General features: G+C 63.6%; 22 protein-coding genes. 6 read left to right on the plus strand and 16 right to left on the minus strand.

The window, feature by feature from the left end; translation table 11 throughout:
• The 4 genes from ACT8II_RS06950 to ACT8II_RS06965 all read right to left on the minus strand — a co-directional run.
• On the minus strand, positions 1 to 291 hold a 291-nt coding region (locus tag ACT8II_RS06950), incomplete at its 3' end, for a UvrD-helicase domain-containing protein (RefSeq protein ID WP_443813471.1).
• A 3-nt stretch (positions 292 to 294) separates the two neighbouring features.
• Complete coding sequence (locus tag ACT8II_RS06955) at positions 295 to 3,297, minus strand: PD-(D/E)XK nuclease family protein (RefSeq protein ID WP_443813473.1); 3,003 nt, start codon at positions 3,295 to 3,297, stop codon at positions 295 to 297.
• A gap of 182 nt (positions 3,298 to 3,479) precedes the next feature.
• Positions 3,480 to 3,776 (minus strand): YerC/YecD family TrpR-related protein, encoded by a 297-nt coding sequence (locus ACT8II_RS06960; protein WP_118653947.1) that lies wholly within the window; start codon positions 3,774 to 3,776, stop codon positions 3,480 to 3,482.
• Positions 3,777 to 3,883: 107 nt separating this feature from the next.
• Positions 3,884 to 4,957, minus strand: a complete 1,074-nt coding sequence (locus ACT8II_RS06965) for an FAD:protein FMN transferase (RefSeq protein WP_443813475.1) — start codon at positions 4,955 to 4,957, stop codon at positions 3,884 to 3,886.
• Between the two features lie 160 nt (positions 4,958 to 5,117).
• Here ACT8II_RS06965 and ACT8II_RS06970 point away from each other — a divergent pair, with 160 nt between their 5' ends.
• The gene (locus ACT8II_RS06970) at positions 5,118 to 5,483 is read left to right on the plus strand and encodes a phage holin family protein (protein WP_118653949.1); all 366 of its coding nucleotides are present in this window, start codon (positions 5,118 to 5,120) and stop codon (positions 5,481 to 5,483) included.
• 13 nt (positions 5,484 to 5,496) lie between these two features.
• Here ACT8II_RS06970 and ACT8II_RS06975 read toward each other — a convergent pair whose 3' ends face one another.
• Positions 5,497 to 5,919, minus strand: coding sequence for an RrF2 family transcriptional regulator (locus ACT8II_RS06975; RefSeq protein ID WP_118653950.1), 423 nt, complete (start codon positions 5,917 to 5,919; stop codon positions 5,497 to 5,499).
• Positions 5,920 to 6,164: 245 nt separating this feature from the next.
• Between ACT8II_RS06975 and cysK the strand changes: the two genes are divergently transcribed.
• On the plus strand, positions 6,165 to 7,103 hold the full coding sequence (gene cysK / locus ACT8II_RS06980; RefSeq protein WP_443813478.1) for a cysteine synthase A: 939 nt from the start codon (positions 6,165 to 6,167) through the stop codon (positions 7,101 to 7,103).
• Positions 7,104 to 7,151: 48 nt separating this feature from the next.
• Positions 7,152 to 8,336 carry a tRNA 2-thiouridine(34) synthase MnmA gene (gene mnmA, locus ACT8II_RS06985; protein WP_443813479.1) on the plus strand — a complete coding sequence of 395 codons (1,185 nt, stop codon included), beginning with the start codon at positions 7,152 to 7,154 and terminating at the stop codon, positions 8,334 to 8,336.
• 20 nt (positions 8,337 to 8,356) lie between these two features.
• Here mnmA and ACT8II_RS06990 read toward each other — a convergent pair whose 3' ends face one another.
• The 4 genes from ACT8II_RS06990 to ACT8II_RS07005 all read right to left on the minus strand — a co-directional run bounded on the left by ACT8II_RS06990 (position 8,357) and on the right by ACT8II_RS07005 (position 11,171).
• Entirely contained in the window at positions 8,357 to 8,950 is a 594-nt protein-coding gene (locus tag ACT8II_RS06990) for an RNA polymerase sigma factor (protein WP_443813481.1), read from the minus strand.
• A 144-nt stretch (positions 8,951 to 9,094) separates the two neighbouring features.
• Positions 9,095 to 9,757 (minus strand): helix-turn-helix domain-containing protein, encoded by a 663-nt coding sequence (locus tag ACT8II_RS06995; RefSeq protein ID WP_294123564.1) that lies wholly within the window; start codon positions 9,755 to 9,757, stop codon positions 9,095 to 9,097.
• The gene (locus ACT8II_RS07000; protein WP_443813483.1) at positions 9,738 to 10,409 is read right to left on the minus strand and encodes a DUF3990 domain-containing protein; all 672 of its coding nucleotides are present in this window, start codon (positions 10,407 to 10,409) and stop codon (positions 9,738 to 9,740) included. The genes ACT8II_RS06995 and ACT8II_RS07000 overlap by 20 nt, the downstream gene beginning before the upstream one ends.
• Positions 10,410 to 10,505: 96 nt before the next feature.
• Positions 10,506 to 11,171 carry a YoaK family protein gene (locus ACT8II_RS07005; RefSeq protein WP_118653955.1) on the minus strand — a complete coding sequence of 222 codons (666 nt, stop codon included), beginning with the start codon at positions 11,169 to 11,171 and terminating at the stop codon, positions 10,506 to 10,508.
• A gap of 635 nt (positions 11,172 to 11,806) precedes the next feature.
• Here ACT8II_RS07005 and ACT8II_RS07010 point away from each other — a divergent pair.
• The 3 genes from ACT8II_RS07010 (at position 11,807) to ACT8II_RS07020 (ending at position 17,916) form a co-directional block, all read left to right on the plus strand.
• Positions 11,807 to 14,764 (plus strand): magnesium-translocating P-type ATPase, encoded by a 2,958-nt coding sequence (locus ACT8II_RS07010; RefSeq protein ID WP_443813485.1) that lies wholly within the window; start codon positions 11,807 to 11,809, stop codon positions 14,762 to 14,764.
• 285 nt (positions 14,765 to 15,049) lie between these two features.
• The gene (locus tag ACT8II_RS07015) at positions 15,050 to 15,709 is read left to right on the plus strand and encodes an HAD family hydrolase (RefSeq protein ID WP_443813486.1); all 660 of its coding nucleotides are present in this window, start codon (positions 15,050 to 15,052) and stop codon (positions 15,707 to 15,709) included.
• 74 nt (positions 15,710 to 15,783) lie between these two features.
• The gene (locus ACT8II_RS07020) at positions 15,784 to 17,916 is read left to right on the plus strand and encodes a YgiQ family radical SAM protein (protein WP_443813488.1); all 2,133 of its coding nucleotides are present in this window, start codon (positions 15,784 to 15,786) and stop codon (positions 17,914 to 17,916) included.
• Positions 17,917 to 18,001: 85 nt separating this feature from the next.
• On the opposite strand, the gene ACT8II_RS07025 is transcribed toward ACT8II_RS07020, so the two are convergent.
• From ACT8II_RS07025 to ACT8II_RS07055, 7 genes are all read right to left on the minus strand, one after another.
• The gene (locus tag ACT8II_RS07025) at positions 18,002 to 18,166 is read right to left on the minus strand and encodes a hypothetical protein (RefSeq protein ID WP_294159743.1); all 165 of its coding nucleotides are present in this window, start codon (positions 18,164 to 18,166) and stop codon (positions 18,002 to 18,004) included.
• Between the two features lie 50 nt (positions 18,167 to 18,216).
• Positions 18,217 to 18,489 (minus strand): hypothetical protein, encoded by a 273-nt coding sequence (locus tag ACT8II_RS07030; protein ID WP_294159741.1) that lies wholly within the window; start codon positions 18,487 to 18,489, stop codon positions 18,217 to 18,219.
• A gap of 283 nt (positions 18,490 to 18,772) precedes the next feature.
• A complete protein-coding gene (locus tag ACT8II_RS07035) occupies positions 18,773 to 19,426 on the minus strand; it encodes a hypothetical protein (RefSeq protein ID WP_118653960.1) in 654 nt (217 codons plus the stop codon).
• Between the two features lie 49 nt (positions 19,427 to 19,475).
• Entirely contained in the window at positions 19,476 to 20,144 is a 669-nt protein-coding gene (locus tag ACT8II_RS07040) for an ATP-binding cassette domain-containing protein (protein ID WP_158574838.1), read from the minus strand.
• Between the two features lie 36 nt (positions 20,145 to 20,180).
• Positions 20,181 to 20,903, minus strand: coding sequence for a hypothetical protein (locus tag ACT8II_RS07045; protein WP_443813491.1), 723 nt, complete (start codon positions 20,901 to 20,903; stop codon positions 20,181 to 20,183).
• The gene (locus ACT8II_RS07050; RefSeq protein WP_443813493.1) at positions 20,900 to 21,706 is read right to left on the minus strand and encodes a hypothetical protein; all 807 of its coding nucleotides are present in this window, start codon (positions 21,704 to 21,706) and stop codon (positions 20,900 to 20,902) included. The genes ACT8II_RS07045 and ACT8II_RS07050 overlap by 4 nt, the downstream gene beginning before the upstream one ends.
• Positions 21,707 to 21,853: 147 nt before the next feature.
• Positions 21,854 to 22,246 (minus strand): hypothetical protein, encoded by a 393-nt coding sequence (locus tag ACT8II_RS07055; protein ID WP_147352850.1) that lies wholly within the window; start codon positions 22,244 to 22,246, stop codon positions 21,854 to 21,856.
• Positions 22,247 to 22,435 lie beyond the last annotated feature (189 nt).

Here is a 22,435-nt window from a genome sequence, read left to right on the forward strand (position 1 = left end):
GGTCGAGATCCAGGCGTCGTCGACCTGCAGGGCGACGTCGGCCATCCCCTCCTCGATAAGGGCGCCACGGACGCGCTCGCGGATCTCGGCCGCCGCATCCTTGGTGAACGTGATGGCGAGCACCTGGTCGAGGCTCCGGATGAAGGGGCCGGACTCGGGCGAGAGCGCCCACAAGATCCTGCGCGTGAGGGTGAAGGTCTTGCCCGAGCCCGCGCCCGCCGAAACGAACAGCGGGCGGTCGAGGGTGGTCACGATGTCGCGTTGCTGCGGCATGAGGGTGGAAAGATCCATCGTTTAAGCGTCCCTCCGCTCGAATCCAAGGTCGTGATTGAACGCGCACCGCGCGCCTGGCTTCTCCGCCGCCGCCACGTCTCCCGCCTCGAGGGAGTCGAGCTTGCGCGCGATGGTCCGCTCGACGCGGTCGAGCAGCTCGTCAAAGCTCATGGAACCGCCGCGTTCGGTGTCGGGGAAGCCCGTCCGCAGGCCGGGCACGCGGCCGTCGCCACGCTCGACCTCGGCGAATTCCTCGGAAACGGCGCCACGCATGGCGGGGGCGCCGCCCTTGGTCGAGAAATAGAGGGCTCCGCGGGCGTCGAGGGCGAGCTCGGAGTGACGCAACGCCTGCGCGTAGATGAGCGCCTGCGTATGCTCGGGCAGCCAGTCGGGGTCATCCGCCGGGACGGTGCCGTCGCGCTTCGCCACCGTGGGGTCGGAGAGCTTGAAGGCGTTGACGTCGGCGCGGTGCTTGTAGTCGATGACCATCGCGCGTCCCTCGGCATCGACGTCCACGCGGTCGATGCGCCCGCCGAGCGGGCGCCCGGCGTACTCGACCCCGAGGCCGTTGAAAGAGTACTCGAGGTATTCCGGCGCAAAGGGCGCGAGCGCCTCGGCCTCGTACCGGACCACCGCCTCGAGCTGCGGAAGGATCTCATCCACCTGCGCGCGCTCGAGGGCCGAGTGCGCGACGAGCGCGCCGGAGCTCGAGGTCTTGTTGCGCGCATGCTCGGCTCGGACGCGATCGAACACGCTCCGCAGCCTCTCCAGGCACCCCGCGAGATTCTCGAGCGTGACGCGCGGGATCCCTTCCTCGATGAGCTCGGCGTGCAGGCGATGCATGACGTCGTGAACGAAATTGCCCTTCTCCATATTGCCGAACCCCGCATCAAGCGACTGGGGGCGGACGCGCGATGAGATGAACCAGCACAGCGGACAGGTCGCATAGCTCTCGATCTGCGAGGCGGACAGCTGGCGCGGCACGAGACGGGACGGGTCGGCGGGGTCGCGTTGGTACAGCACCAGATGACGGAGGGCGTCCTTCCCCAGCTCCTGCGGGGGCAGGCACGCCACCCGCTCGCAAGCCAGGCCGGCGCCGGCGGCGATGTCGAGATCCCCCACGATATCGCCCTCGCCCGCCGAGACGACATCCGCGACACGCCCCGACGCGCGAACGGCAGCCGCCAGCTCCGTCCACATCGCGGCGGGGTAACGGTCCTTCGCCTGGCGGTCATGCGTGACGCGGGCGAGGATTGCGCGAAAGCGCGCCGCGGCCAACGCCCGGTCGAACAGGTCGCGCAGGCGGGCAGCCGGCTCGAGCTCGACGGGAGCGACGCCGAGCTTGGCGGAAAGGGCCTCGAGGGCCCCTTCCTCGTGCGCGAGCGAGAAATTGTCGACGTCGACATCGGCGATGAAGACGGCGTCCACGGAGCCCGCGGGCAGCAGGGCGGCATCGGCGAGCGTCATGAATCGCACGCAGGGCGCCGTCGCGCCCCCATCGGGGCCCGCATGCGCAAAGCCGCTCGACTCGGCGCGACGACGGGCGGATACGGTTAGGCCGTCCAACACCGTCACGGCCACGGACTGGGGGACGTCCATCTCACGGGCGGTATCCGCCAGGGCCTCGATGGCCTTGGCGGCCATGGTGGCCTCGAGGCCGGCGCGGACCGACCCATCCCTCCAACCGAAGGCGCTCGGGGGAAGCGCCGCAGCGACGGCGCACATGGCCTTGAGCGCCGAAACGGGGCGCTCCTGCCACAGATACGAGACGACACTCGCGCAGACGGCGGGGACCTGGGCATAGGGCCCGGAATGCTCGGAGCGCTGGCGCATGGTCGCGGTCTGGCTCTGGTAGCTCTGCAGGGCGCGCAGAACCACCTCGGGCGTCAGGGAGCGATTGGAGCGGATCTTCTTATCGAACTTCCGCGCGGAATTGGAGTCCATGCCGGAGAGCGGCGAATAGAGCCAATCGGTGAGTTCCGGCGCGGGCCACCACGTCGCGGCGCGTTCGGGGTCCTCCCCCGCCTCCTTCATGCGGGCGACCACGTCGGACAGGGAGGTGAAGCGACGGCCGACCTCGGTGTCACCGAACCGTGCCACGAGAGCGCACTCCGAGCAGATCCCACGAGCCGCCAAACGGGGCGAGACCTCATCGAACACGTCTGACGGTCGAGCGGAGGCAACCACCACATCACGGCCGTCCGCCACGAGCCCGCTGATGGCGCGCGCGTAGGCGGCTCCGCGAGCATGCGGGCCCGCGACCTCGAGGAACTCGGGGTCGCCCTGGAAGCGCGGGGCAGATGCGAGCGCATCGAGCCCGACCACCTCGACGGGGGTGGGCAGTCCCGCGGCGAGGGATCGCTGGTCGGGGTTGAGCAGCACAGCTGCCTCGCCCACGCCGGCGACGGCCATCAACAGGCGCATCACATGTCCGGGCAGGCGGGAGACGTCGCGCACGGCGACGAAACGCGCGCACGCGGGCGCCTCGGAGTCGACGAGCCGCGCCAAGAGGCGGGCGGCCTCCGACGCCTCGACGAGCCCGCGCGCCTCGAGCATGCCAGCGTAATCGCGCACCAATGAGAACACGACGCGCTCGGCGTCATTGCCGGCCTCGGGCAGTTCCTTTCCCGACGCCGCGGGGGCGGAGATCTCGGGCAGCAGCGCCTCGGCAATCTGGCAAACGAGCCGCACCGTGCCCGGATTGCCCAGCAGGGGCGCGATAAAGGCGGCGCTGCGGCCGGCCATGAGCGCGGCGACGAGCATGCGGCGCTCGAGCGGAGCCACGATGCGGCGACCGTCGCCGAACAGCTCCCACATCCCCTCGATCCACGTCGTGGGCGTCGCCACGTCGACGCCCGTGCCGACATGCGCGTCGGCCAGGGCGCGGCGGCACAGGTCCCGCTCGGCGAACGTGGGCACCAGCAGCGTGGCGCGGCCGTGCTCGCGCGCCGCTCCTGCAAGCAACGATACCTCGGCGCCCGTGAGCGTCGATGCGGATTGCGTCGTGTAGACCTTCAGCCCCATGTCCCCATCCTCGATAGAAGTCTCGTCATTCCATCCTACACGCCCGCGCGGACACGTTCGCGTGGCGCGGGCAAACCCCATGCGATCGATGCGGCGGTTGGTCCCCGTCCGCCGCGCAAAAGAAACCGCCCCCCGCAATCTCGTGACTGCGAGGGGCGGGCTTTGGCAGTTGTCGGCACGCGCTAATTATCGCCGAGCTTGACGAGGATACCGCGATAGCCGCCGTACTCGCCGTTGAGCGCCTTGGAAACGCGGCTCACCGTGGTCGACGAGGCTCCCGTGCGCGCCTGCACCTCAACATAGGGCTCCCCCTCGTCGAGATAACGGGCGACCTGCAGGCGCTGCGCGAAGTCGCAGATCTCGCGCGGCGTGCACAGGTCGGTGAGGAATGCGCGAATCTCATCGGGGCCCTCGACGAGACGGAACGCCTCGACGAGCTGATCGACATCGGGTCGCTCGAACATCTTTTCTATATTCATGGTCACCACCAGGCATCATCAATGTACTTGGCAGTAACCCTACTGCCAAGGCGAAGTTTAGCACACTAGCGTGCTAAAGCACCGATGTCATCCGCGAGCGGCACGCGTCACCAGCTTGGGAGCGTGGGGACGAGTGAGAGACGCTCGGCAATTCCGGATGTCCAGCGCACCTCATCCGCATCACTTATGAGCACCGCCTCGACGCCATCGATGCTCTCGGCAAAGGCGAGCCCATCATCCATGCCGAGCATGAGCACCGTCGTCGAATAGCCATCGCAGTCAAGCGAACGGTCGGCGATGATCGTCGCGCTCGTGACGTCCGTGTGCGCGGGCATGCCGTCAACGGGACTCAGTATGTGGTGATACGTCCGTCCGCCTTTCGAAAAGCGGCGCTCGTGCAGGCCGCTCGTCACGACCGACCCATTCGCCACGTCCACGATTGCGCGATAGTGGGCGGGGTCGCGCGGATTCACGATGCCGATCTTCCAAGGGTCACCGGCATGCACGGGAGGGCGCGACGCCTCATCGGCAGGACGTCCGCCGCGCACGACCACGTTACCGCCCAAGTTGATCGCAAAGCGCTCGACGCCGTGGGCCACGAGCAGCTGAGCAAGATCGTCGGCAATGTAGCCCTTGGCGACCCCGCCTACGTCGAGAGAGCATGCGGGGTCCTCGATGGCAAGCCAGGGCGCCTCGTCGGGCGCGCTCACGCGTATCGCGTCGATGTCCACATGTGGCAACGCACGGGCAAGCTCCAGGGCGCTCGGAACAACTCCCTCGTGAAAATCCCACAGGCGCGTCACCGTCCCCATGGTGATGTCAAAGCAGCCCCGGCTTCGCGCGCAGTACCCGCAAGCCAGGCGCACAAGCTCGGCCGTCTCGGGCGCGACATCGATCGGATGGGGGGAGGCGGCATGGGCGCGGGAGATATCCGAATCCGATCGAGTCCGCGATAGATGGCGCTCAAAGAAGAGGCACCGATCCCGGCATGCCCGCAAGGCGTCATCGAGTGCCTCGACGGTACGCCCGGCACCTTCGTCTTCCGACCTCTCGCGACCGTCCCCGCAATACACGTGGAAGTGCACATCGGTGTTGAAGACGAAAAATGAGATGACGCGCGAGCCGTCCTCGCCGGGATAGGGCTCCGCCGTCTCGATCTGCGCATAGGTGTACTGCTGCATGGCGTTCCTCGCACGTCCGTCGGAATGACGGGGCTTTGGGTAGAATATCCGAGAACGGCCATGGCGATGCCACGGCCGCGTACCATTATCTTAGCGTGCGCGCCACGTCCTCGGATCCGTCATCGCGTATCCGAGTCGCACGCAGACCGAGAGGCCTCTCATGCGCTTTTTCCTCAACTGGCTCCTGACGTCCATCGCCATCGCCATCGCCACGTTCCTCGTCCCCGGCATCGCTCCGTTCGGAGCGGCGGATCCCTGGCTCAGCTTCGCGTTCGTCGGGCTGTTTCTCGGCTTGGTCAACTCGTTGGTCAAGCCTCTCATCACCGTCATCTCGTTGCCGCTCACGTGTCTTACCGTGGGGCTCTTCCAGCTGGTGGTAAACAGCTTCATGCTCGAACTCGCAAGCTGGCTCTCAGTGAATCTGCTCGGTTCGGGTATCTCCATTGCCGGATTCGGATCTGCGCTCATAGGCAGCATCATCGTGAGCATCATGTGCACGATTCTCGGCGTGGTGACCGAGGATTAAGGCAAGCGGCCGGCTATTCTTCCGCCTCCGGATGAGCGCACATCAGATCGGCTATGGTCACGCCCTCCAGATAGTCCTCGATGAGATGATCGAGTTCCCTCCACACATGAATCGTGCGGCAGGTAGCCGCGCGCTCGCAGGTGTTGTGCTCTTCGCTCAGACACGACACGGGAGAAAGCGAGCCCTCGGTCAGACGCAGGACCTCCCCCACCGTGAACTGATCGGGCTCACGCGTGAGACAGTAACCGCCGCCTTTGCCGCGCAGCCCCGACAAAATACCGTGACGTACCAACGTCGACAAGATGTTCTCGAGGTACTTCTCCGAGATTCCCTGACGGTCGGCAATCTGCCTGAGCGGAATACGGCCCTCCGAAGCGTGCTCTGCAAGATCGACGATGACGCGCAGGGCATAGCGTCCCTTTGTGGAGACCAACATGATGTCCGTGCTCCCTTCGCAGTGGTCCGGTATGTCGAAGGATAACAGACAACCCCCCTTCCTTTATAGGCAACGATGGTTTTTTCAGCCGACTCCTGCGGAAATGAACGTCATGTTTCAGATTGATTACCTATTCCCTATATAATTGGTATGTAATTGAAGGGGTGCGTACCATGGTCCGCGTGTATCATACAGGCAAGCACCTCACCCCCTCAGAGGGCGGGGCCTCACGTTAGGAGATCGCCATGAGTGCCGTCTACGCATCCATCGACCAGCTGATCGGACATACCCCCTTGCTGGAGCTGACACAACTCGAGCGCGAGGCCAACGTCAACGCGCGCGTCCTCGTCAAGCTCGAGCGCCAGAATCCCGCCGGCTCCGTCAAGGACCGCGTAGCGCTCAACATGCTGAACGAGGCCGAGGCGGCGGGCCTCATCGCACCGCACGACGGCTACACCATCATCGAGCCCACGAGCGGCAATACCGGCGTGGGCCTCGCCGCGCTGGCCGCCGCGCGTGGCTACCGCCTGATCATCGCCATGCCCGAGACAATGAGTGCCGAGCGCCGCGCCCTCTTGGCCGCCTACGGTGCCGAGCTCGTCCTCACCCCGGGCTCCGCGGGCATGAAGGGCGCTATCGCACGCGCCGAAGAGCTGGCGGCAGCCACGCCGAAGAGCTGGATCGCCGGCCAGTTCACCAACCCGTCCAACCCCGCCGCCCATGAGGCCACGACCGGCCCCGAGATCTGGGAGGACACCGATGGGGCGGTCGACATCTTCGTCGCAGGCGTGGGCACCGGCGGTACCATCACCGGCGTGGGTCGCTACCTCAAGTCCCGCAACCCCAACGTCCACGTCGTCGCGGTCGAGCCCGCGAGCTCGCCGGTCCTCTCGGGCGGCGCGGCGGGCCCGCACGCCATCCAGGGCATCGGCGCGGGCTTCGTGCCAAAGGTGCTCGACACCGCGGTCTATGATGAGATCATTCCCGTAGAGAACGAGAACGCCCTCGCAACGGGCCGTGCGCTCGCGCGCAAAGCGGGCGTACTGGTGGGCATCTCCTCCGGCGCCGCCGTATGGGCAGCCTTCGAGCTCGCGAAGCGTCCCGAAAATGCGGGAAAGACCATTGTCGCCCTCCTGCCCGACACGGGCGAGCGCTACCTCTCCACGGCGCTCTTCACCGAGTAGGCAGCCGCGCCCGTACTCATACCGACCATCCGAACACCAAGGAGCCCCATGACCCGTAAGCGCGTACTCGTCGCCATGAGCGGCGGCGTCGACTCGAGCGTCACCGCCTTCCTGCTCAAGGAGCAGGGCTACGATTGCCTCGGCGCGACCATGCTGCTGCACGGCGACGCCGCGCCGGGGGCGTGCGGAAGCGGCTCGGACGCCGATGACGCCGCCGCCATCGCCCACCGCCTGGGTTTCGCCCACGAGGTCATCGACATGCGCGCGACCTTCGAACGGCGCGTGGTGGAGAAGTTCGTGCACACCTACGAGGCGGGACGGACGCCCAACCCCTGCATCGACTGCAATCGGCATATGAAGTTCGGCGCCCTCCTGGCGCATGCCCGCGAGCGGGGCTGCGATTACATCGCCACGGGGCATTACGCGCAGATCGGCGCGCTCGACCATGCCCCGTACGCCGACATCCCCCCAACCGAGGCGGACCTGCTCACCGCCATCGTCAATCGACACGACGGGCCGGAGGTCGTGCGCGCGCTTTCCTGTGCGCTCGATCCCTCGAAGGACCAGAGCTATGTCCTGTACTCGCTCACGCAGGAGCGCCTTGCACATACGCTGCTGCCGCTCGGCGGTCTCTTCAAGGAGCGCGACGTGCGCCGCATCGCTCGCGAGCAGGGCTTCGAGAACGCCGGGAAACGCGACAGCCAGGGCATCTGCTTCGTGCCCAAGAACGACTTCGCGACTTACATCGAGCAACGCAACGGCGTGTCTTTGCCTGAGGGCGACATCGTGAACACGGACGGCGAGGTGCTGGGGCGCCACCAGGGCGCCATCCGCTACACCGTGGGCCAGCGCAAGGGCCTGGGCGTGGCATGCGCGCACCCCGTCTACGTGACGGGCATCGACGCCGTGGCGAATACCGTCACCCTGGGCGAGGTTGAGGACCTCATGGCGCACGGGCTCATCGCGGACGACTGGATTTGGAGCGCACCTGCTCACGTCATGGAAGAACTGCTGGATGAGGCGGGGGCCGAGGGTCTCCCCGTTCGCGCCAAGATCCGCTACCGCCACCCCGCCCAGCCTGCGCGCCTATGCCGGGCGACGAGCGGCGACGATGCCACGTTCGAGCTCGTCTTCGACGAACCAGAACGCGGCATCGCCCCCGGCCAAGCCGTCGTGGTCTATACCGGCGACGTCGTCTTGGGCGGCGGCACCGTGGTGCGTGCGATCAAGTAGCCCATCTGCCTCCCCGACGCTCACCTCGTCTTGAGATCACAACGCATTTGATGGCGGTACGCAATGCAGCACCATGCCGTTGCGACCTCCGCGATCTCGCCGAATGGACGCTCCGCATATACGCGCAACCGCACGATGCGCTGCACGTCATCCGGATAGGTGCAGAGGAGCTCGCCGATGCGGGCGGCTCGCGCGGAATTCGCAGCGAGCTCCGACAGTTCCCCCATCTCGTCGCACCCATCGGAAACCTCGCGATCGAGTTCGTCCAGCGACACCGTTGCGGACGTCGAGCGGCTTGATCGCAACCAGTCGATCACCTTGTTCGAGGCGATACGATAGAGCCACGTGCGAAACGAGGCGCGACGCGGGTCGAACCCCGGCAGTCCACGCAGCGCCGCCACGAAAATCTCCTGCGTCACGTCGCGCGCGTCCTCCGCGGATGTGATCTGCCTCAGTGCGAACCGCAGCATCTCGTCGTAATACGCGCGCACCAGCGTGTCCGCCTTGGCGCGCGAACCCGTGCGCACAATCGCCCGTACCAGCCTCGCATCGCGCCGCGCCGCCGCGTTTGCCCCGAGCGACTCGTCCAAACCAAAAACGCTTCCCAGCTCCATCTCATCACCTCCCCATCTACTTCTATATTCGATTCAGGGGTCTATTCGTTGCAAATAATTCGACATCCCAGATCTCCGGCCGTTCGTGACGGGGAGAGCGGTGGACATGCAATAGAACTGGAATTGCCGCCAACCGTTGGACGCCTATATCGCCGACTCCCCCAGCTCGACCTCAAGTAGATCCTCCATGGTGCAATGTAGGACGCGGGATAGCGCCGCCACCGAACATGCCTGGGCGCGGTTGATGTCCTTGTTTCGTTGCTCGTACATTTGGATGGAACGCAAGGACACCCCCGACCGATGCGCCAACTCGCGCTGGCTCAGCCCCAGGCGCTTGCGCATCGCGGCGAGACGCGTCTCCCCTCTCGCCTGCTCGATTCTCTCTGCAACAAGCTTCGCCACCCGTTCTTCGGACGCCTCGTGCCACGGATCGTACATGGCCAGCAGCTCGTCGTATGGCACGGCAGAAAACAGCCTGTCGAAGGGCACGTCCAGCCTCCACTGCACATACGCCGCGATCCAGCCGAGCCAGTACTCCCGCGTCTTCCCCATGCGCGCGCAAGGAGCGACCAATCCCTCAACGGAATATCCGAACTCCCTGCTCAGGCGTACGAACAGCTCGCATCCGCACAAGCCGGCGACGGCCCATGGCTCGCCTCGGCCAAACGACCGTGCCAGTTCGCTCATGCAGAACAGGTCGGCGATCTCGTCCCCCTCGGCACCGTGGTCGTTCACCGCGTAGTCGAAAAACTCGCCCAACGTGTTCATCGCGTCAGACAGGTACACCTCATCGTATGCGCGGATCATCAGGGCCCACCTCCTCGCGCAGAATGTCGCGAATGTACAGACCGTCCAGATCCGCCGCCGTGCGCTCGTCTTGAAACGCTCTTCTCGCCGACGCGTCCCTGCGCATGCGGAGCGGATAATACTCACATGCGGGGACCGTCTCATATCCCCGGAAGCAAAGCCGTCCGAAGGCGAGCTCGCTGCGCACCATCACCTGACTCCCCAGTCCCCCAAGCCGCATGGCACGACCGACCTGCGCAACCGACAGCGTGTTGTTCAAAAACGCCCGGACAAACGAGAAATACGAGTCATCCGCCCGGTAACCGCGAACAACGTCGTACGGCTCGAGGTCGATGCCGAACACACGGCGAAGGCATTCCATGCCGTCACGCGCGATCGGACTCGAAACCTGCACGGGGCGATTACTCACCAGCACCGCGAGCCAGGTCAGCACGGAGCACCCTTCCGCCTCTAGGTCGAGAATGCCCAGCCCGCCTAGATCGAGCTCATAGCGATTGGCGATACCGTCTTTCCCGCGCTGAGGGCACGCCCATTCGCGCGCCAGTTCAGCATGGGGCGTGCAGTAAAACCCTGGCCCATAATCGTTGTAGGGCCGGCACAGCTCCCGCAGGGGCGTCCGCACGATTTCCGGTGATCCGTGCCACAACTCCATGGGGCCTCCTAGCTATATCACTGTAGTGATACTATTCTACCCATGTGCAGTAGATTGTACGCGGGCCATTTGCGGCGGGCCAAGGCACGCCGGGGCCTACTCCGCCGCCGCCTCGCGGTCGGTGAACATCAAGAAGAACGCCGCGAGCAGCAGCAGTGAGCAGATGCCGATGGCGGACAGGCCGAAACGCTCGAGACACCAATTGCCCAGCACGGCGCCGCACACGAACACGGCGATGACACCAAAGTACAGGACTCCGTTCATGAGGAAACCGCGCTGGTGCGTGATGATGTAGTCGTCGACGTTCTGCAGGGCACTGCGCAGGTTGCCGATGCACATGGTGGTGGCGATGCCACGCCCGTGGATCTTGCGGAAGCTCTCGACCTGCATGCCGCAGGCGAGCGACGTGAGGCCGTTGGCCAGTATGTTGTACTCAGACGAGAGCAGGCCGACGCCGAGCAGGATGACCGCCTCGACGAGCACGGTGAGCTGCCGCCAATGCATGACACTCGCGAAGCGCTCATGCACGAGGTCGCTCAGCATGATGCCGACGGAGAAGCACAGCACCGGGAGTAGATAGCGCATGGCAACGGCGAAATCGCCTTCCGAGAGATGCACGCCCACGAGCAGGATGTTGCCCGTCTGCGCGTTGGCGAACACGCCATCGCGCCCCATGTACGAGTACACATCCATGAAACCGCCGACCAAAGCCAAGATGATGCCGAGCTCGATGGACTCGGAAACCTGTTTCGCGCGCTGCACGAACCTCTCCCCTCTTCTCGCGCCGGCCACGTCATGATGTCCGGCACCTGTACAGCATATGCCATGCGCACAGCGCGCGATAGCACCGCGAAGATTTAACCGATAGCCATCAGCTTATCCTCGGTTCAGGGTCTTGATTCCTCGGCCTCGATTGCATGCCTGCCCCAAATTGAGGTTATCAGCTCCGCAGCTTTACCCTTCCTTTACAAACCTACCTAATTTATGGATTAGAGTAGAATCGCGCTTGACAACCATGTAGGCCGGTCTACACTAGCGTCCGATTCTCAAAGAAGGCCACGGCCGTGACATTGAAGGAGGTGCGTCATGGACCACCCTGCCAGTAGCTGCGCCCCGCAGACGGCGAAACCCCGATTGCGCCATGACGGCACCGAGCGTGTCGCGGACATCGAAGACAACTGACGAGCAACGAGCTCCGCGAGAGTTAACTCTCGCTGCCTGAAACTGCCACAATCGGCTCGTTTGTGCTTCGAGAGCATCCTTTCGGCGCATTTCCCATCCTGAATTCCAACGCAACGTCTCGCAAACGTCGCATCGCCGTTTCTGCATGGGCGCACCTCCCCGGTAATTGGACAACCGGCTCAGCAGCGCTGAGCACGACGTCAAGGAGGTGCCTCATGACCTGGATGAAGCACACCGTACAAAACGAGCAGGCGAACCTCGGCCGTAACCCCCTCGCGGTCTCCGGGATCGCCCGCCCCACAAAGACCCATATGCGCCGCGGCATCCACCGCATCATCGGCAGTGTGAGTGCGCATGTCCGCCACAGCGTGAGTTCGGCAGCCGCCGCGCGCCGCACCGAGGGCCTCGACCCCGAGATCGCGCACATCGGGATGCTCGACGCCGCGGAGGTCATGGACCTGCTCGGTTGCGGCCCGCGCGGGCTCACCGAGCAGCAGGCCCATCGCATCCGCTCCGTGCACGGCGCCAACATCATCGCGCCCGAGCACCACGACCCACTCGCCGCGCGCCTCTCCCGCGCGTTCCTCACGCCGTTCACCCTCATCTTGCTCGCCTTGGCGGCGATCTCGCTCTACACCAACGTCTACCTCGCCGCCCCCGGTGACGAGGACCCCTCCACCGCCATCATCATCGGAGTGATGGTGCTCATCTCCGGTGGCATTTCGTTTTGGCAGGACACGCGCGGTGCGGCGGCGGCCGACGCCCTCAAGGGCCTCGTCTCCATCACCTGCCGCTGCGTGCGCGAGGACACCGGAGCTGCCGAGATCCCGCTGGCAGATGTCGTCCCGGGTGACCTCATCGAGCTCGCCGCGGGCGATATCATCCCCGCCGACCTGAGGATCATCACCGCCAAGGACCTCTTCCTCACCCAGGCGGCGCTCACCGGAGAGTCCGACCCCGTCGAGAAGACGCCGGCGGCCATAGCCGAGCCGGCGGGCCGCGCGCTCGTCATCGACGACTGCACGAACTTCGCCTTCGCCGGAACGACCGTGCAGAGCGGCTCGGGCACGGGCGTGGTGGTGACCACCGGTGCCCGCACCTACCTCGGCGGCATCGCGAGCGCCCTCGACGCGCGGCCCACCACCACGAGCTTCGATGCCGGCGTGGCCTCGGTCTCCCGCGTTCTCGTGGGCTTCATGCTCGTCATGTGCCCCATCGTCTTCGTGCTTTGCGGCCTCACCAAAGGTGACTGGCTCGACGCGCTGCTGTTCTCCATCTCCGTGGCCGTGGGGATCACCCCGCAGATGCTGCCCGTCATCGTGACGACGTGCCTGGCGCGCGGCGCCGAGGCCATGCGCGCGAAGGACGTCGTGGTCAAGGAGATCTCCTCCATCCAGAACCTCGGCGCGATGGACGTGCTGTGCTGCGACAAGACCGGCACCCTCACGCGCGACAAGATCGTGCTCGAGCGCCATCTCGACGTGCTCGGCGCGCCCAGCGACCGCGTGCTGCGCCACGCCTACCTCAACAGCCTGTTCCAGACGGGCCTGCGCAACCTCATGGACGAGGCCATCATCGAGCGCGCCGAGGCGCTGGCGGCGGGCGGTCGGAGCATGGACGCACGGGCCGGGAACACCGCGACGGGAGCCCTCAACGGAACCGATGCGAGCGCCCCGGGCAGGGCCCGGCAACGCACCTCGCCCGAAGCCGGCTCCATCGCCGCCGCGCGCGTGCAGTGGCGCCTTGTGGACGAGATCCCCTTCGACTTCGACCGCCGTCGTATGAGCGTGGTGGTCGCCGACGAAGCGGGCAAGCGCCAGCTCATCACCAAGGGTGCCGTCGAGGAGATGCTCGACGTCTGCAGCGAGGTCGAAGTGGGCGCCGACGTCCTCCCGCTCACGCCCGAGCAGGCGGAGCGGATCCTCGACCGCGTGCGTGGCCTGAACGAGCGCGGCATGCGCGTGGTGGGCGTGGCACAGAGAAACGACGTGCCCGCCCGCGACCTCACCGCCGACGACGAGCGCGACATGACGCTCATCGGCTACCTCGCGTTCCTCGACCCGCCCAAGTCCAGTGCCAAGGCGGCGGTCGATGAGCTCTCCGGCCTGGGGGTGACCGTCAAGGTCCTCACCGGGGACAACGCCGCCGTGGCGGCAACCGTGTGCGAGCAGGTGGGCATCAACGCCCGGAACATGCTTACCGGCGCCGAGATCGACATGCTCAGCGACGAGGAGCTCGCCGAGCGCGCCGAGCACACGGGGTTGTTCGCCAAGCTCTCGCCGTTGCAGAAGGCGCGCATCGTGAACGTGCTGCGCGAGCGCGGCGGAAAGACCGTCGGCTTCATGGGCGACGGCATCAACGACGCCGCCGCCATGCGCGCGAGCGACTGCGGCATCTCCGTGGACACCGCCGTCGACGTCGCCAAGGAGAGCGCCGACATCATCTTGCTCAAGAAGGACCTCACCGTGCTCGCCCATGGCATCGTCGATGGGCGCCGCACGTACGGCAACACCATCAAGTACATCAAGACCACCGCGAGCTCGAACTTCGGCAACGTCCTCTCCGTGCTGGCGGCGGCCGCGTTCCTGCCGTTTTTGCCCATGAGCGCGCTGCAGCTGCTCCTGCTCGGCATGGCGTACACGGTGAGCTGCGCCGCGCTGCCCTGGGATCACGTCGACGAGTCGTTCCTGTCGCGCCCGCGCACCTGGGACGCGCGCGGCATCGTGAGCTTCATGCTCGGACTCGGCCCCGTGAGTTCGATCTTCGACATCCTGACCTTCGCGGCGATGTTCTGGGTCGTGTGCCCGCTCGTGGTGGGCGCGCCCTGGGCCGCCCTCACCGACCCCGCCCAACGCGCGCTGTTCGCCCTCGTGTTCCAGACCGGCTGGTTCGTCGAGTCCATGTGGACCCAGACCCTCGTGATCCACCTGCTGCGCACCGAGCGGCTGCCGTTTGTGCAGAGCAGGCCCGCCGCCTCGCTCACCCTCCTCACCATGCTGGGCGTGGGCCTCGTCACGGCAATGCCCTACGTCCCGGGCGTGAACTCGGCACTCGACCTGGTTCCGCTACCGGGCGTGTTCTTTGGCGTACTCGCGGCGATGATGGCAGGATACCTGCTGCTCACGAGCATCGCCAAGGTCCTATACGTCCGCGCGCACGGCGAGTTGCTGTAGACGGCATCTCTTATGGAAGCGCTCCGGAGCGGCGTGTTCCACAGGGAAGTTGAGGTTTTTCGTATCGTTTTCTCATTCCGTGAAGTACATCGCTTTTTTTGAAGGACAAAATGCCTGCTCAGCATTGCGTCTTTTTGAGATGTACTTGGCTTTTCCGAATATGAGTACGAAAAACCTCAACTTCCCCCGCACCCCTTCCTCGTGACCGCACCGTTTTGCTGCAAATCGCGGCCCGTGCCACGAGCTGATACCATACTGCCTCAGGCATCTCTTCGAAAGGAACCCATGCAGGCAGTCATTTTCGACATGGACGGCACACTCATCGACACCGAGCGCGTGAGCCAGGCATCGTGGCGGCGCGCGGCGCGGGATTTTGACATCACGATCCCCGAGGACATCTTGCATGCCTTCGTGGGCTGCAGCATCCCCAACGCCATGAGGATGATCGACGATGAATTCGGCGATCACGCGTTCACCGAGCGCCTCTTCACCCGCCGCCATGAGATCTTCGATGCAACCTGGGAGGATGAGCTCTCGCTCAAACCCGGCGCCGCCGAAGCCGTGACGGCAGCGTGCGAGCGGGGGCTTGCCGTGGCACTCGCCACCTCCAGCGTGCGCGAGCGCGCCGTCGCCAGCATGAGGCGCTTCGGCCTCATGGACTTGTTCGACGCTGCGGTCTTCGACGAGGACATCGAGCACCACAAGCCCGCACCCGACGTCTACTTCGCCGCCGCCGGGTGTCTGAGCATCGATCCCGCGCTCTGCATCGCCGTCGAGGACTCCTTCAACGGCGTGCGTTCCGGAGCCGCAGCGGGCATGCGCGTAGTCATGGTCCCCGACTACAACGAACCCACAGACGAAATCTGCGCGCTTTGCGCCGAGGTGTTGCCCTCCCTGCTCGAACTGCCCGCGTCCCTCGATCGGCTGTGCGTTTCCCAACGATAGCCTTCCCCGAAAACAGAGCGCGCCCGGTCTTGGCGTATGCTAGGACGATACCGACACCGATGGAAGCGAGCATCATGCCCAAGCATCCCGCCAAGAATCCCATTCGCACATCGAACAAGAAGCGGGGCAGGAGCGCAGCCGACAGCTCCCGCACCCCTGCCCGATGTCCGGGCACCAAGGGGCGCCCGCCGCGCGAGGCGTTCCTGCCCATCTCGCGCGCAGACATGGATGCCCGCGGCTGGGACCGGTGCGATTTCGTCTACGTCTGCGGCGACGCGTACGTCGATCACCCGAGCTTCGGCATGGCCATCATCACCCGCGTCCTCGAGGCGCACGGGTACCGCGTGGGTATCATCTGCCAGCCCGATTGGACCGATCCCGCGAGCATCGCCGCCCTCGGCGAGCCGCGCCTAGGCTTCCTCGTCTCGGCCGGCAACATGGACTCGATGGTCAACCACTACACCGTGAACAAGAAACCGCGACACGAGGACGCCTACACCCCCGGCGGCGTCGCGGGCGCACGGCCCAACCGCGCCGTCACGGTCTACGGCAACCTCATCCGCCGCACGTTCAAGGACAAGCCCATCATCATCGGCGGCATCGAGGCGAGCCTGCGCCGCCTGGCGCACTACGACTACTGGCAGGACAAGCTCAAGCGCTCCGTGCTGCTCGACTCCGGCGCCGACATCCTGCTCTACGGCATGGGCGAGCACTCGATCGTCGAGGTGGCCGACGCACTCGACGGCGGGCTGCCCGTGGATCAGATCACCTTCGTGAACGGCTCGGCGTATCGTGTGAGCGGGCCAGATGCGCTCGACAACGTATGCGACTACGAGCTGCTCCCCAGCTGGGACGACCTAACGGCAGACCGCCTTACCTACGCGCGCTCCTTCAACATCCAGCAGCAGAACATGGACCCCATCACCGCAAAGCGCTTGGTGGAGCCCTACCCGAACGGCGTTTACGTGGTGCAAAACCCGCCGGCGGCTCCGCTCACCACGGCCGAGATGGACGAGGTGTCGGAGCTCCCGTACGCCCGCCACTGGCACCCCGACTACGACGCGGCCGGTGGCATCCCCGCCTTCGACGAAATCCGTTTCTCCATCAGCAGTAATCGCGGCTGCTTCGGCGAGTGCTCGTTTTGCGCGCTGGCCTTCCATCAGGGCCGCATGCTGCAGGTCCGCAGCCGCGAGAGCATCATCCGCGAAGCCGAGGCGCTCACGCGCGACCCCGAGTTCAAGGGCTACATCAACGACGTGGGCGGACCCACCGCGAACTTCTTCAAACCCGCATGCAAAAAGCAGCTCACGCACGGCGTATGCAAGAACCGCCGCTGCCTGTGGCCAAGCGTGTGCCGCAACATGGACACGAATGAGGACGCCTACGCCGAGCTCTTGCGCGACTTACGGCAGCTCCCCGGCGTGAAGAAGGTCTTTGTGCGCAGCGGCATCCGCTTCGACTACACCATGGCCGACGCCTCCAACAAGTTCCTAGTTGAGTTGCTGCAGCACCACGTGAGCGGCCAGCTGCGCCTGGCGCCCGAGCACGTGAGCGACGCGGTGCTCAGCGTGATGGGCAAGCCGCGCCGCGAGGTCTACGACGCCTTCGTCGAGCGATTCGAGAGGCTCTCCGCGTCATACGGCCTCAAGCAGTACGTGGTGCCCTACCTCATCTCGAGCCACCCGGGCTCTACCATGAAGGAGGCCGTGGAGCTGGCGGAGGCCGTGCGCGACATGGGCTACATGCCCGAACAGGTGCAGGACTTCTATCCCACGCCCTCCACCATGAGCACGTGCATGTTCTATACGGGCGTGGACCCGCGGACCATGAAGCCCGTCTACGTGGCGCGCGACCCGCACGAGAAGGCCATGCAGCGCGCGCTCATCCAGTACCGCAAGCCGGAGAACTACAAGCTGGTGAAGGAAGCCTTGCGTAAGGCCGACCGCGAGGACCTGATCGGCTACGGGCCCAAGTGCCTCATCCGCCCCGTGCCGCCCAAGCCGGGTGCGAGCGGCGGGAAGACGCGCGGCAAGACAGGTGGCAACAAGTCGGGCAAAGCCGGCAAGATGCCCACTGGAGGCGGCAAGCTCGCCGCCAAGGAAAAGCCCTTCAGCGCGCCCAAGTTCGGGGGCGCGTCCAACAAGGCAGCCAACGCCCACGCCCGCAACCGCGCCGCCCAAGGGCGCCAAGGCGCAAACCGGCACTAAGGCGGACCCATAACGGCATCGGGTGCCGCCGCGAACCATCTCGCAGCGACGCCCGAAATCCGGCTCCAGCCACACGGGCGAGCGATCAGGCACCCGGCTTGCCGTTATCGCGCTTGTCGCACAACGCACGCTCGGCGCCTTTGCGCGCGCCGAAATACGCAGCGACACATACCAGTGCGATCGGGATGATCCACTGCAGCAAAATCACTACCAGCGAAACCGAAAGCTCGGCCGTACCGATACCCGTCATCGAAGTCTCCTCTCGTCAGGGCAACCTACTGGGCCAACGCCAAGCGGACATCAAGCATGCTTTCGAAACGCACGCCACAACAGCCATGCGTTGATGGCAAGCACCAGCACGAGCAACGTGATGGAGCAGTACATGAACGCCGGGGCCGTGTCATAAAACATCGAATCGTCGCCCCCGAGCGCACTCGTTCCCATGACCGCCGCCACACACGCCAGCGACGCCATACTCAAAAAGATGGGTACCTCGGCACGCCTCGCACGATACAGGACCAGAGGGGCCACCACCGCAAGAATACCGAAGCCCAAAGACCCATACGTGAGCATCGTGCTCTCCTTTCAGTCACACTCCTTTGCGCTTGCATGCCCAAAGCCGCCAATTAAACATGATTGCCCCTCCATTCAAACGGCCCACGCGTAAGAGACGCGTCGAAGAAAAGCCCACGGGCTGCACTGAGTGGTTTGCTACAACTGAAACATCATGTACGCTGGAGGCGCATTCCGGCTCCCCATAAAACACGGACAACGCAAAACCATCGAACCTGCTGGCAAGGTTCGCTTGCCATCACGTAAGATTTCCCGTACCCACCAAGGCGAAAGCCCCCGAATCCTACCGCTCGACGTCCAGACTCCTAAGAACATCTTCGCAACCAACAAGATATGCCTCCATGTCCCTGTCACTCTCTGCAACCATGTCAGCATCCTTTAGTTCGCGCAATTCCATGCTTTCCCCGACCCCCTCATGGACCATACAAGTAGGATTGCCGTCGGCAGCAATCTTGGCGAATGGCGACACTACAAGCGTCCATGCATCGCCCACCACACGATTATGAGGAGCGCGGTTGAGGAACAGCACGTACTCCTCGTCTTCGCGCATTGGAGTAGAGCCGAACTGGTATGCGTCGACTGCAACCAGACACCTCGTTCCACCCCAATCTCTCAGGGAAACGGGCTCATACACATCAATTGATACTCCTTGAAGGCAATCGTCTCCGCGCAACACCTCCATAACTCGCATTTCCGAGGCAAATGCCTTGTAACGATAGATAGAAGAAGCCTTTTTCTGAACACGAGCGACAAGCTCAGCATTGCTTAACGCTTGCGCCGTGCTAGCATCGCCCATCCCTTTCGCGTATTGCTCAAACCGTTCCTGTGAATAGGGCGCCACTTCATACGGCAGCCCATCCATCGTCTCGGGATGGGCGGACACGTCGCCGTAGCTTATGCGCGTAACGACCCCAATCACAAGTGCCGCGACCAGCATAAGCCCCCACGCAAACACCCATCGGGACACAGACCTCGGTCTCATTGCTCTACACCTCCCGTATCCGTCCATCGCCCATGATGAACTGGACATCGGCAATGCGATCGAGCTCCTCACGATCGTGAGACACCACGATAATCGTAGTCCCTCGGTCGCGTTCCTCAATCAGAACTTGTCGAATCGCCTCTTGCCCATCCTCGTCCAGAGCGTTGGTGGGCTCATCCAGCAACAACAAGCGGGGAGCATCCATGAGCGCCTGAGCAAGGTTCAATCGTTGCTTCATGCCCAAGCTAAAGCTCTTAATTCGTCGCAGATCATCGGGGTCGAGCCCCATGCGAGTGAGAGCGGACCTGAGATGATTCTCTCTCGGCCTGCCACGCAACGACGAAAGCAGCGTGAGCATCTCAAGCCCTGTGAACTCGTCCCAAAGCTCAAGGGGTTCGACCATGAATCCAATCCCCACCGGAAAATCGCCTCGCGCATCCAGCTTCTCGCCAAACACCTCGATCGATCCCTCATCGATGGAAATCAGTCCTGCAATCGCCCGCAAAAGCATCGTCTTGCCCGACCCGTTGTGCCCGCGAATTCCACTCACGCGCGCGAGGGGGAACGACGCGCTCACACCATCGAGCACACGGTTGCCCTTGATGGTCTTCGACACTGCGGAAACACGGACCCCGACGCGGCTCGCCTTGCGCCCTTCCACACCAGTATCCATAGCAACCTCCATTACGCTTTCGGCTCAAACGAAACGTTAGGCCTTGCTTAAGCCCCTGCCGCAGTCAAGATAGTCAACCTTACCCGCAGCCAGCCAAAGCAAGACGCCCAAAACCAGCGATAACGACACAAGCACTCCAGCTTGGACAACGATCGCCGCCCAACCGGCGCCGTCCGGGACAATTGCCAAGCTCCATCCAATCGGCGGGAGCCCTCCGCCCACAACATTCATGGCCATGAAATCCCACATCCCATACAAAATGCCCGTCAGGCAAGAGAACGCCGAGGAATGGAATGCCAACATAGCAAGAAAGCTCACCATGCCGGCATTGGCCAACACAACGCCTTGGAGAACCAAGTCGACGGGACGCAGCGCCTCCCACATGGGAATCGTCCCGAACCGCCAAAACAGAACAATGAGGGAAGTCACCTGTAGCAAAACGCTCATGAGCAGACCGGTCAGCACGCAATCTGTGCATATGCGCAGCGCCACACGCGAGCGGCTCCCCAAAGCCAAAGCGCATTGGGGCGAAGAATACAACTTGAGCGAGCGCATCTGGCCGACGCAAAACAGCGGAATAAACAGAAACGTGGCAAAATCGACAGCGTTCATCGAGAGATACGAATCGAAAAGCGAATCTGCAGCATGGGAAGGCCTGCCAAGCACCGTCATCTGCAAAAGACGACATACGAGAGCTGCCGCCAAGGTGCCACATGTACTTCTATTTCTTTTGACATGAACGTACAGCCATGAAATCATAGCAACACATCCCTCCCACGCTTACACGCCACGGCCATGAGGCACACCGACGGAATCAAACAAAGGCAGGGTGTCGCAATAAAACGAAAAACGCTGATTACCTGATCGTTCAGCTTGGGATACATCACATAAAAGTGCAGAAGATTGCCAAGGCGCGGAACCACTAACGGAAGCACCACGAACGCCGCCAATGAGATGGCGGCAGGCACGATCAGCGCCAACTTATTCCGGCGCATGAACATTCCCAGCGAGCACGACAGTAGCGCCGATGCCCCCGCCCAAAACGCAGCGCCACAGGTAAAAATCATGTTGTATGCATAGGGCGAACTATTCCAAATCCCAGCGAACAGCCCTCCCGGCGTTCGGAGATCGAGGTACATAGGCATCCCCAAATAGCCCTCAAACGTCCCCTCCACAGGAAAGGCAACGAGCGCAAGCACCTGTAGGAGTACCAGTGCCACAAACGTCAGCAAAAACGCTCCGATAAAGCTCGTTATCCCATAGGCGAGTACGCAGGTTGTCACAGATGTTCGCGAAGCCAACAGACAGGCAGCACCAGACCGCAAGTCCTGTCGGGCGGCATCCGCAAAGACCAGCGCTGCGGCGACGGGCATTACAAAGAACAGGTACACACGTGAGGCGTTCACCTGCATTGCGTCCATGTTCCACGCCCATGCATAGGCTGCCGAGGGCAATTCACCCACGTCTGCGCCATAGAACTTGAAGCACGTTTCGCCAAAAGCGATAAGACAGCACAGCAGGGTTACCGTAATTGCAATCCTGCATTCAGCCCGTCTGAACATACGGAGGAATAGCACCTTAAGCAGAGCCGGCATGGGCATTTTGCACCTCCCGCAAAGCCGCGGTCTCCCCTATCTCATGATACGGAAGGGGGAGACCGCGAAGATCAAGCAGAGAAGGAAACGGTTCGTCAAATCGGTTAACAGAACTTAGAAGCTCACGTAACCACTGATGTAATTGGGATCTTGCCAACCATCCGTGCAACCACGCAAATAAACATTACCAGAATTGCGGTTGTAATATGACAAGGTATATTGATTGTTACCCGTCACCAAAACGGAGTCGGTCAATCGCGTTCCAACGCTGGGAGCATCACACCATAACCAGCACTTTCGCGTACCGCCGCTGCTGACGCTCACGCTAGCAGAAGCAGATCCACTGGTACGAGTACCCGCTTGGACGGTAACATTTTCTTGGAAGCCGGGCAGCGTGTAGCCGAAATTATGGGACGAAGCGTATGCCGCCCCACTGAAGCCACATGCCAAGGCCACGCACACGCCGAGCAGCGCAACCTTTGCCTTAAGGCTCTTGAATACCTTCATGGGAACCTCTTTACTCCCTTCTCTGCCTATATTTACTAATATCTTCTTAATATATAATATTGTCTATACTATACGGGCAGACGGGTGTATATCGCCGGCAAACGGACAGGAACCTCGACAGCCCCCTTGGTTTATCACATGGGAAATGCACGGGACGAAAATCCCTATAACATTGTCAAGCATGGGGAA

Source organism: Collinsella sp. (assembly GCF_052346665.1).
GTDB lineage: Bacteria > Actinomycetota > Coriobacteriia > Coriobacteriales > Coriobacteriaceae > Collinsella.